The sequence below is a fragment of the Microcystis sp. LE19-84.1B genome (assembly GCF_027531875.1).
GTDB lineage: Bacteria > Cyanobacteriota > Cyanobacteriia > Cyanobacteriales > Microcystaceae > Microcystis > Microcystis panniformis.
In genome coordinates, this window is record NZ_JAPZSR010000477.1 from 1 (window position 1) to 10,702 (window position 10,702).

Sequence of the window (10,702 nt, forward strand, 5' to 3'; positions counted from 1 at the left end):
ATAGGTTTTGATGCCATTTTTGGTGCTTTACTGTTTCTCAAATGCCTTTTTTCGCTCCTTATGTTTATTTTTATGCTCACTTTGATTTTTTCTCTCCGTAATTTCTCTCTGTGACAGCTTAGGGTGCGGAATGTGGGATAACAGCTATGAGTCATACTAAATCCGTTGAGTTGAGTATAGGCTACTTATAAGGACAGGCAAAGGCAAAAGGGTGAATAAATAATCAGTTTTTAATAACCAGATTTAGTATCAGTAGTAGTAGGGTGCGCCATTCGATAGCGTAACGCACCAAATAAATTAATGATAGATAGATAGGTGCGTTACGACGGATTGTTAGATTCAAGTTTAAGCAAAGATTGTCGCCGTCTAACGCACCCTACATTCTACTTTTTTGAAATCAAAAAGTGGCGGCCTTTGGAGGGATCGGGGGGGAGAATTAGGCACTTTTTCCCTGAAACTTAGGTAATTGACCACTTGAAAATGGGTAAAACCCCACACCCCACACCCCACACCCCCCCGATGTCGGGGGGGTTGGGGGGGGTCACACCCTACCCCCACGAAAAACTTTTTGCCGCAAACCCTAAATAGGTTAGGGAAGTGACTTTCAGTTAATGATGCTAAAAATGAACAATAATCTAAAATCAAGCCGATAATGACTAAATGCAACCGACGGAAGCCCAACTTAGAAAACTCTATCACCTAATTTCAATAAAGTCCGAAAACTATGGACGGGTAGGTTCTTTATGGGAGGAGAGGTCGGCGATGACCTTCTCGACCCCTAACTATCAGTTAACGATTTTTAAAAGCTTCGATCGCTGCCGGCAAAGTATAGTAAATTCTCTCCTCGCTAATTTTATCTAACAAGCGAGAACGTTGCAATTGTAAGTACAGATCGTGTTTAACCCTAGCGAGGGCGAAAACTATACCCTGTCTTGATAATTCCGCTGCTAGTTCCTCAAGAATCTCCACGGCTGTACTATCTAATTCCCCAAGAACCTCCGTATTCAAGACAAACCATTCTACCGGTTTTGTCTCCCGGGCAATGGCACTGAGAGCGCGACGTTTAAAGTCGGCCGCATTAGCAAAAAATAAGGGGGCATCGTAACGATAGATAACTAACCCCGGTATTGTTTGCGCTTCTGGCCAATCCTGGAGCGCGTGTAAACCCATCACCCCCGGAACCGTACCCAAGACCGCATCATCAGGCCGGGTAATGCGGGCCAATAAATCGATAACCGAGAGACCGATGGCGATGGCAACCCCGCTTAAAATCCCCGTGGTTAGCACCCCCACCATGGTCAGGACAGCGAGATTAAACTCACTATTGCGAAAGCTTTTTAGTCGTTTAGCGCCGGCAATATCCACCAGTTTACAGGCCGCATAAATCACCAGCGCACCCAAAGCGGCCTTGGGAAAGAGTGCCAGTAGCGGACCGAGGGAGAAAATGACCGCCACCACCACCACTGCCACCACCAGGGAGTAAATCTGACTTTTACTACCCACCGAATCGCCCACCGCAGTGCGACTGGCGCTGCTGCTGATGGGAAATCCCTGACAAAAACCCGCCGCCAGATTCCCCAGTCCCAGGGCTAAAAATTCTTGATTGGCATCGATTTCTTGGTTATGGCGTGCGGCGAAGGCTCTAGCGGTCAAGACGTTATCGGAATAGCCCACCAGGGCAATGCCGACGGCTGCGGTGACTAGGGGTAGTAATTGGGAAAAATCTAGGGTTGGTAAGCCAAAATTGGGCAAAGTCTTGCTAATTTTCCCCACTACTGCCACCCCCTCCCCATCGAGATGGAGGGTGGCGACGGCGAGGGTTCCCAGTAAAACCGCCAGCAAGGGACCAGGTGCTTTGGGAAAATATTTTTGGATGACAAATAGAAATAGTAGCAAAAATACAGCTAGGCTAAGGGTTGGCCAGTGCCATTGGTTTATTCCCCAGAAAAAAGCTAAAATTTCTTTAAAAACCGTATTTTCACGGATTGACAAACCACTAATTTTACCCAGTTGTCCCGCAATCATGATCACCGCCACTCCCGCCATATAACCGATCAGGATCGGTTTGGAGAGTAAATTAGCTAGAAATCCCAAGCGGGCGATATAAGCGACAAAACAGACTAAACCGACCATTAGGGCTAAAAAAGCCGCTAAACTGCCGTAATTTTCTCCTTGAAGGCTCACTATCGGTGCGATCGCTGCCGCCGTCATCACTGCCGTGGTCGATTCCGGTCCGAGGGATAGTTGCGGTGAGGAGCCGAAAAGGGCGTAAACTAGGGCAGCCGGCACGAGAGTCCACAATCCCACCACCGGCTCGACCCCGGCCAGGTCGCCGTAGGCCATACACTGGGGAATAGCGTAGGCCGCCACGGTGACACCGGCGAGGATATCTCGGCCCAGCCACTGCCATTGATAGGAGCGCAGGTTTTTTGTCCCGGGTAAATCAGGAAAATCGACTCGTCGGGAGTTTTTACTCATAGTTTCTCTCTTAACGGCGACTTAACCTAATTTTAACGGAAGAATTGGCTAGGAAAGGCCTTTAGGCTGAGATATTTTCTGTCAGCAGGATATTTATGCCATGTTAGTCACAATTTTAGTTAAACTGGCTAAATATACTCGGAAATATCCTCTTGACAATCATCGGCTAAGTATGATAGGGCGCGGAAACGTAAACCGACTAATTGTTCGTAGAGAGGATTTAACTTGCACAGAGGCGGAATATGGACTAATTTATGACCAAAAAGCACGATATCGCGTTCAAAAGGACATTGAGGCGGCACCATTTTGCAGATAAACCGGGCCAGGCGCGGATCGTGCATTTCTACCCCATCTAACCAATCTTTGAGGGGATGCAGCAGATCTGGGTGGGGATGTTCGGCACTGATAAACTCGGATTTCTGCGCTTCCGTGGTAATTTCGGGAATTTCACAGACAGTATGTTCTAAAGCTGACAAGGCCTCGATTTCTAACCCGAAAGCATCCCGATAACTATGCAGTAATGCCGCTTCTGCGGGGGAATAAATGCCATCGGCGATCGCCACCATGACCGCCGTGCGGAGGAAGTTTTCTGATATTTTGGGGTCATGACCGAAACTTGCGGCCAATTCTTCGGGACTAATCGATTGATAGAGAACGTGGTCGTCATCTAATTCTAATTCGTGAGCGAAACGGGCGATCGATTCCTGTTCGCTGGTGCTATAATCCCCATCACACCAAGCAATTGTCAGTAATCCCCGTAACCAGTCCCTAACTTGTTCGTTAGTGTAGCGGTATTGAACAGAGCTAACCATAGGTATTGCTAAAACTGATTTCTAGTTTCTCAATTTAATTCTACCCATCGCCCCCGGATTCTAGTGGCCCCCGTTCACATCATGTAACCATTGCAACTATCCTTATGGTCAGCTAGGAAGTTTTCGTTTTTCATCTGGCATAATCGGGCAATTTTCGCCCCTAGGAGCAGGGGTAAGGGTTGGCGCTGCTTGTCCCTTCCCCACCCGCGTCAGTCCTAGTGAAAAGGCGGATTCCTGGGATTAACGTCCAATACCGAGGTAACGGAAACCAGCTGCTGTCACCACCGCGGGATCGAGGAAATTGCGACCATCAATTAACACGGGTTCGCGCATGGTTTTAACCATTTTGCCGTAGTCAAGACGGAGGAATTCTTGCCATTCCGTCACCACCACCAAAGCGTCACAACCATCAGCCAATCTTTCTGGATCCGATTCGATAATCACACCACTGAGACCGTGACTTAAACCACTTTGGGAAACGATCGGATCATAGGCTTTTACCTTAGCACCTAAACGATTTAACTGTTCGATCATGGTTAAAGCCGGAGCATCGCGCATATCATCGGTATCGGGTTTAAAAGTTAATCCCAACAAACCGACGGTTTTACCCTTGAGGATTTTTAATTCCTGTTGGAGTTTTTCGATCGCAATTGTCCGTTGACGTTTGTTAACATTGATAGCGGCGTTAAGTAATTCCGTTTCGTAACCGTAGTCTTCTGCGGTATGCACCAAAGCTGACACATCTTTGGGGAAACAGGAACCCCCCCAACCGATCCCGGCCGAGAGAAACTTGCTGCCGATACGGGAATCTAAACCGATACCTTTAGCCACTTGGGTGACATCGGCCCCGACGCGATCGCAGATGTTAGCTACTTCGTTAATAAAGCTAATTTTGGTGGCTAGGAAGGCATTAGCGGCGTATTTAATCATTTCCGCCGAACTGAGATCCGTAACGACTACGGGAACGGGAGGCAAGGAGGTATCTTCAGAGAATTGACGTTCAACCAAAGGCGCGTACAATTGCTTCATCATTTCGATGGCTTTCGGGTTATTACTGCCTAAAACAATGCGATCGGGGTTAAAAGTATCATAAACTGCCGAACCTTCCCGTAAAAATTCGGGATTGCTGACCACATCGAAATCCGCTTCAATGCGTTCTAGTGTACTAATACTTCCAGCAGCCACGAGATTTTTTTGTCTCTCGGCCACGCCATCGAGGACGATCATCCGTACCCAATCGCCAGAACCGATGGGAACGGTAGATTTATTGACGATTACTTTATAACCACCGTTGAGATGGGCCCCAATACCCCGGGCCACCGCTTCCACATAACGGGTGTCACTTTCCCCCGTCGGTAGTGCGGGTGTACCAACGGCGATAAAGAGGATTTCGCCGTGTTTAACTCCCGCTTCTAGATCCGTGGAAAATTCCAGATTGCCGGAGGCTGCCGAAGACTGCATTAATTCCGATAACCCCGGTTCATAGATGGGGGATTGTCCCGATTTCATCAATTTGACTTTTTCTTCATTGTTATCAATACAGATAACATGATGGCCGATATGTGCTAGGCAAACCCCAGTGACTAAACCCACATAACCCGTTCCGATAACACAAACACGCATGATAATCACTCCAGTGACAATTAAGTTAAATTTATTGATTAGGGATTAGCTTAGACGAGAACGGAAATCCTCGATCGTCATTTTTAAACCCTGATTTAGAGGAATAGTTGGACTCCAATCCAGATAGGTTTTAGCACGAGTGATATCCGGTTGTCGTTGCTTGGGATCATCTTCCGGCAGTGGTTGATAGACCAATTCGGCCTCGGGATTAATCATGCCTTGGATCACTTGCGCTAATTCCAGAATTGTGTATTCATCGGGATTGCCGAGATTAACCGGCCCGATAAAGTCCCCATTCATCAAACGCATTAACCCTTCCACCAGGTCAGAAACATAGCAAAAACTGCGGGTTTGGGAACCTTCACCATAAACCGTCAGGGGTTCACCGCGCAAAGCTTGCACGACGAAATTACTCACCACTCGACCATCGTTTTCCAGCATTCGCGGGCCGTAGGTGTTGAAAATCCGGGCCACCCGGATATCGACTTTATGCTCCCGATAATACTCAAAAGCCAAGGTTTCCGCCACCCGTTTACCCTCGTCATAACAGGAACGCGGTCCGATGCAGTTGACATTGCCTCGATATTCTTCCGTTTGCGGATGCACATCGGGATCGCCATAGACTTCCGAGGTGGAAGCGAGCAAAAATCGCGCTTTTACCCGTTTAGCTAACCCCAGCATATACATAGTCCCTAAAACATTGGTTTTAATCGTTTTTACGGGGTTATATTGATAGTGGATTGGGGAAGCAGGACAGGCCAGGTGATAAATCTGATCGACTTCTAGACGGATCGGCTCGGTGATATCGTGACGAATTAGCTCAAAATAAGGATTTCCTAGCCATTTAACGATATTTCTGCGCGTCCCTGTGTAGAAGTTATCCAGACAGACCACTTCATGACCCTGTTCCATCAAGCGATCGATTAGATGGGAACCGATAAAACCCGCACCACCCGTAACTAGGATTCTCATGTAATCGAAAAGTAAACATATAAAATTATTCTTAAAATACCCTTACGCTGGCTTTTTGGCAAATATTTTTTTGAGGAGGTGTTAAGTATCAGTTATCAGTTATCAGTTATCAGCGATCGCCGATGCCAGGCTAATGGCTGAATAGACCTCCTGCAAAAGTAAGTTATCGAGGCGCTATCGGGTCAAAATATCTTAAAAACCAGATAAATTTGACATAATCTTAGGTTTTATGGATAAAATAGTTGTCTCTTGTCTTTTTTACCCTCCTGTTTTCCATTCTACTATCGACCATCTCCCCACCTAACGGAAGATTTTTGATTTTTGCAGGAGAGCTAATAATGGCTCGGTAATCCTTAAAATGGAAATAACACGCAAATTTGAGGCTAGATTATGACCAGTGGCGAGCAAAATAAGCTATTTATCCTGATTGATGGGCATTCTTTGGCTTTTCGTGCCTATTATGCCTTTGCTAAGTCTCGTTCTGGCCCTCTGCGTACTTCTAGCGGTATTCCCACCAGTGTTTGCTTTGGGTTTTTAAATTCTCTGATGCAGTTACTAGAAACTCAAAAACCCACTTATTTAGCGGTCGCTTTTGATTTAGCCGCTCCTTCTTTTCGCCATGAAGCTGATGTCAATTATAAGGCTAATCGGCAAGAAACTCCTGAAGAATTTCGCCCCGATTTAACTAATCTGCAAAGTCTCTTGGCAGCGATGAATATTCCTATTGTGACTTCCCCTGGTTATGAAGCAGATGATGTTTTAGGAACTTTGGCAAAACAAGCTGGCGATAATGGTTATACAGTCAAGATTTTAACAGGCGATCGAGATTTATTTCAATTGGTAGATGAGGAGAAAAAAACCACGGTTCTCTATCTGGATATTAATGCAGTCAAAAGTACATCGGGACAGGGTTATACAGAATTTAATTCCCAAGCTGTCACGGAAAAGTTAGGGGTGACACCAAAACAGGTAGTAGATTTTAAAGCTCTTTGCGGTGACAAGTCTGATAATATCCCCGGAGTGCGCGGAATTGGCGAAAAAACAGCGATAGATTTATTAAAAAAATACGATAACTTAGACGATATCTATACCAATCTGGAATCGATCAAGGGAATGGTAAAAACTAAATTATTAGAGGGGAAACCCGCCGCCGAAAGTTCTCGCTATTTAGCCAAAATTGCCCTTGATGCCCCCGTTAGCCTCGATGAGGAGAAATTTCGTCTCCGAGGTTTTGATCGGCGTTTAGTTAAACCTTTATTGGCAAGATTGGAGTTAAAGAAAATTCTCCAGAAACTCGATCAAATTCAACAGCAGCTAGGTGGCACTCCTCCCCTAGAATTAACTAGCGATGCTGATTCTAATCAATTGTCTCTGTTTGATTTACCCCCTGTTTCTCCACCGGTTCTAATTGCTCCCGACATTATTGATACTATTCCTAAGTTAGATGCTTTACTGGCAAAATTAACAACTTTTACTAATCCACATTTTCCCGTCGCTTGGGACACTGAAACCACGGATTTAAATCCTCGTATAGCCAAATTAGTTGGCATCGGTTGCTGTTGGGGAAAAGAATTAAATTCTCTGGCCTATATTCCTATCGGCCACCAGAGCGGTGATAATTTAAATCTAGAGATAGTTCTTGAAAAATTACGCCCAATTTTAGCCAGTGATAATTATCCGAAAGTCTTCCAGAATGCGAAATTTGATATTGATGTTTTTTATCATCAAGGAATTACCGTTAAAGGTCTAGTTTTTGATACTATGGTGGCTAGTTATGTCCTCCATCCCGAACTAACTCATAATCTCGAAGATTTATGCGATCGCTATTTGGACGGTATCACTTCCCTTAGTTATAAAAGTCTCGGTATTCCTGGGGGAAAAACCATCGCTGATTTAGATATTGGCACTACTGCCAACTACTGTGGATTAGATGCCTACGCTACCTATTTACTTCGAGAAAAATTACAGTCAGAGTTAACTAAAATTCCCTCTTTATATCAATTATTCTCAGAAGTAGAATCTCCCCTCATCATGGTGCTGTGGCAGATGGAAAATTATGGGATAAAAATTAATGTCAATTATCTAAAAAACTTGTCCCAGCAACTAGAAAGAGACTTAGCAGACATAGAAAAAAAAGCTTATGAATCTATCGGAGAAACTTTTAATCTTGGCTCTCCTAAACAGTTAAGTGAAATCCTCTTTAATCGATTGGGACTCAATCGCAAAAAATCCAGAAAAACTAAAACAGGTTACTCTACCGATCAAAGTGTTTTAGAGAAACTACAAGGGGATCATCCCCTAATTGATTATATCCTTGAACATCGCACCTTATCCAAATTAAAATCCACCTATGTGGATGCTTTACCGAAATTAGCCGAACCAAAAACCGCACGAGTGCATACGGATTTTAATCAAACCATCACCAGCACCGGACGCTTATCATCCTCCAATCCTAACCTGCAAAATATCCCCGTTCGCAGTGAATTTTCTCGGCGAATTCGTCAAGCTTTTATCCCCGAAGATGGGTACTTATTAGTGTCAGCGGACTACTCACAAATCGAGTTAAGAATTCTGGCTCATCTCAGTCAAGAACCAGTTTTATTAGAAGCGTATCGTAGTAATCAAGATGTTCATAAAGTCACCGCTCAATTGCTCTTTGATAAAGGGGAAATTACCCCAGAAGAACGCAGTTTAGGGAAAACCATTAACTTCGGGGTTATTTATGGCATGGGAGCGCAAAAATTCGCCCGTGAATCGAAATTAACCGTAGAACAGGGCAGAAAATTTATTGAAAAATATCATCAACGTTATGCCCAAGTATTTGAGTATTTAGAGAATAGCAAAAAACAAGCAATTGCTCAGGGATATGTAGAAACAATTTTGGGTAGAAGACGTTATTTTAACTTTGATAATCCCCTCTTAAAAAGACTGCGAGGACTGTCCTTACATGACATCGATTTAGATAGCCTCAAACTCAACAACGAGGAGGCACAATTATTAAGATCGGCTGCTAATGCGCCCATTCAGGGTTCCAGTGCTGATATTATTAAAGTAGCGATGGTAAAATTGGCCGAGGTACTGCAAAATTATCGAGCGAGATTACTGCTGCAAGTCCATGATGAATTAGTCTTGGAAGTACCGAGGGAAGAATGGCCATCCCTAGAGTCAAAAATCAAGACGACTATGGAAGAAGCTGTCTCCTTGACAGTCCCTCTCTTGGTAGAAATAAAAGCCGGTGACAATTGGATGGAAACCAAATAAAACTATGATCGAAAACAGACAATTTTTAACCCCAGAAGAATCCGCGGATGTGGACGCTGCCCTCTTGACTTCTCCCGAAAAATTCCTGACTCGTTTAACGATTTCTTCCCTACGCTTACTAAAAATAATCGCCGAAGATACGGGAGTAACCCTAGAAGAACTAACCCATAAACAGGTAATCCAATGGCTAGAAAAAGATAGTAAACTGCGTCGGGAACAGGGGATCGAAGCGGCAGTGCTGAAATGGTAAATAAACTCTTAAAAAATAAGCTACCCCTGACAATTTATGCTAGTCTTTAGCTATAAAGTTACTGGAGTTACAACAATGACAATTACCCTAAAAGTGCCTAGTATTGCCTGTGAAGGTTGCGCTAATACCATTACTAAAGCGATTAATAATCAGCAACCGGCAGCCCAAATATCGGTGGATGTAGCCAATAAAATCGTCACCGTAGAAACCACCGCATCCCCCGCAGAAATTGCCCAATGGATCAGCGAAGTCGGCCATACTGTTGAGTCTGGAAGTGAGGGTTGACATCCTTCCCCGTTAAAAATATACCTCTGTAAAAATCAAGGGTAGTTCTATTTTTGTGTTGATCAGATTAGTTTGACTCCCAAGCTTTCTAGTTGTTGGTTTATCGAAAAGGAGCGATTACGATTAGAGGTACAAGGAACAACCATTACATCATCTAAAATTTGATTAATATCATTAGCTGATACGATAACAGCAGGACGAAGCTTAAACTGTTGAAATTGACTGGATGGCATGGGTACTTGACACAATACTACATCACCCTTTTGTAATTTCATCGGCAAAAATCTCGTCGTAGATGTCATGATCAGAACTAACCCATTCTTGATAAGCTTGAGAGGTAATTTGTTCAGTAAAGTTAAGTGTATTTGGGTTGTTATTTTGTAAATTTACTGCTAACTCTAACAATGGTTCTAATTGTTCATCAGAGAGATTTTGTGTTACTAAAGATAGTTTTTGTTTAATATTCATAGGTGGTTAGTCCAATTAATAGCTGTTACAATTATAATCTGTTTACTGTTGTTCATAGTCTTTAATAATGCTTTGAATATCCTTTACCGCCATATCAACTTGTTGAGATTTCGTCTAAATAGTGGCTCTTCGGGAATTGTTATGCAAATAATTAACTTAAAATAAAATTCGATGAGAGTACCTAGTCTCAAAAATAGCTGAAATCTATACAGGGAAAGACTTAAGGCACAAACTGGTTAATGCCAAAAGATAGACAATTGAGTTAAGATTTGATATAATGGCCAAAAACCAGAGTATTTTACTTATGATACTTGACAAATTTTTGAACCTAGAAGGAACCTCTATTCAAGGCTATCTACACCTAGAAAATATCGGTATAGTTTGCCGAATCGAATCGAAAAATAAAAAAGCAATCTGTCCTCGTTGTGGGTTAGAGAGCGATAAACTACACCAAAATCATCGACATTTAGTCAAAGATTTACCAATCTCAGGACAACCAGTGTACTTACAAGTTAATCGTCGTCAATTTAAGTGCGATAATTGTCGAAAACCC

At 43.6% G+C, this 10,702-nt stretch carries 10 protein-coding genes; 4 read left to right on the plus strand and 6 right to left on the minus strand.

From position 1 onward, the window contains the following. Positions 1-789: 789 nt before the first annotated feature. From O9324_RS26445 to O9324_RS26460, 4 genes are all read right to left on the minus strand, one after another. Positions 790-2,478 carry a SulP family inorganic anion transporter gene (locus tag O9324_RS26445; RefSeq protein WP_287627058.1) on the minus strand — a complete coding sequence of 563 codons (1,689 nt, stop codon included), beginning with the start codon at positions 2,476-2,478 and terminating at the stop codon, positions 790-792. A gap of 128 nt (positions 2,479-2,606) precedes the next feature. Continuing rightward, complete coding sequence (locus tag O9324_RS26450) at positions 2,607-3,290, minus strand: Mo-dependent nitrogenase C-terminal domain-containing protein (RefSeq protein WP_193960954.1); 684 nt, start codon at positions 3,288-3,290, stop codon at positions 2,607-2,609. A 240-nt stretch (positions 3,291-3,530) separates the two neighbouring features. After that, positions 3,531-4,913: a UDP-glucose dehydrogenase family protein gene (locus O9324_RS26455; protein ID WP_288141766.1), complete on the minus strand. Its 1,383-nt coding sequence runs from the start codon at positions 4,911-4,913 to the stop codon at positions 3,531-3,533. Positions 4,914-4,958: 45 nt separating this feature from the next. Next, the gene (locus O9324_RS26460) at positions 4,959-5,885 is read right to left on the minus strand and encodes a UDP-glucuronic acid decarboxylase family protein (protein ID WP_287627056.1); all 927 of its coding nucleotides are present in this window, start codon (positions 5,883-5,885) and stop codon (positions 4,959-4,961) included. 390 nt (positions 5,886-6,275) lie between these two features. On the opposite strand from O9324_RS26460, the gene polA reads away from it, so the two are divergent. From polA to O9324_RS26475, 3 genes are read left to right on the plus strand one after another with little or no spacing between them, the layout of a single operon-like run. Next, on the plus strand, positions 6,276-9,146 hold the full coding sequence (gene polA, locus O9324_RS26465; protein WP_288141767.1) for a DNA polymerase I: 2,871 nt from the start codon (positions 6,276-6,278) through the stop codon (positions 9,144-9,146). A gap of 4 nt (positions 9,147-9,150) precedes the next feature. Further along, on the plus strand, positions 9,151-9,396 hold the full coding sequence (locus O9324_RS26470) for an NDH complex assembly factor CRR9 (RefSeq protein ID WP_002736270.1): 246 nt from the start codon (positions 9,151-9,153) through the stop codon (positions 9,394-9,396). A 36-nt stretch (positions 9,397-9,432) separates the two neighbouring features. Continuing rightward, on the plus strand, positions 9,433-9,681 hold the full coding sequence (locus O9324_RS26475) for a heavy-metal-associated domain-containing protein (protein ID WP_002765377.1): 249 nt from the start codon (positions 9,433-9,435) through the stop codon (positions 9,679-9,681). Between the two features lie 62 nt (positions 9,682-9,743). Here the strand turns inward: O9324_RS26475 and O9324_RS26480 are convergent, their stop codons facing one another. Together O9324_RS26480 and O9324_RS26485 are read right to left on the minus strand one after the other, a co-directional pair. Further along, on the minus strand, positions 9,744-9,983 hold the full coding sequence (locus tag O9324_RS26480; protein WP_353851751.1) for a type II toxin-antitoxin system PemK/MazF family toxin: 240 nt from the start codon (positions 9,981-9,983) through the stop codon (positions 9,744-9,746). Further along, on the minus strand, positions 9,937-10,149 hold the full coding sequence (locus O9324_RS26485; RefSeq protein WP_002765380.1) for a hypothetical protein: 213 nt from the start codon (positions 10,147-10,149) through the stop codon (positions 9,937-9,939). Before O9324_RS26485 ends, O9324_RS26480 begins: the two co-directional genes overlap by 47 nt. A gap of 304 nt (positions 10,150-10,453) precedes the next feature. On the opposite strand from O9324_RS26485, the gene O9324_RS26490 reads away from it, so the two are divergent. Then, positions 10,454-10,702 (plus strand): transposase family protein (locus O9324_RS26490; protein ID WP_288141768.1); only part of this gene is annotated, 249 nt, incomplete at its 3' end.

Bases quoted from the DNA above. Each gene is read 5' to 3' on its own strand.
- O9324_RS26475 (WP_002765377.1), top strand. From the start codon at position 9,433: ATGCTAGTCTTTAGCTATAAAGTTACTGGAGTTACAACAATGACAATT.
- O9324_RS26460 (WP_287627056.1), bottom strand. From the start codon at position 5,885: ATGAGAATCCTAGTTACGGGTGGTGCGGGTTTTATCGGTTCCCATCTA.
- polA (WP_288141767.1), top strand. From the start codon at position 6,276: ATGACCAGTGGCGAGCAAAATAAGCTATTTATCCTGATTGATGGGCAT.
- O9324_RS26485 (WP_002765380.1), bottom strand. From the start codon at position 10,149: ATGAATATTAAACAAAAACTATCTTTAGTAACACAAAATCTCTCTGAT.
- O9324_RS26455 (WP_288141766.1), bottom strand. From the start codon at position 4,913: ATGCGTGTTTGTGTTATCGGAACGGGTTATGTGGGTTTAGTCACTGGG.
- O9324_RS26470 (WP_002736270.1), top strand. From the start codon at position 9,151: ATGATCGAAAACAGACAATTTTTAACCCCAGAAGAATCCGCGGATGTG.
- O9324_RS26445 (WP_287627058.1), bottom strand. From the start codon at position 2,478: ATGAGTAAAAACTCCCGACGAGTCGATTTTCCTGATTTACCCGGGACA.
- O9324_RS26450 (WP_193960954.1), bottom strand. From the start codon at position 3,290: ATGGTTAGCTCTGTTCAATACCGCTACACTAACGAACAAGTTAGGGAC.
- O9324_RS26480 (WP_353851751.1), bottom strand. From the start codon at position 9,983: ATGACATCTACGACGAGATTTTTGCCGATGAAATTACAAAAGGGTGAT.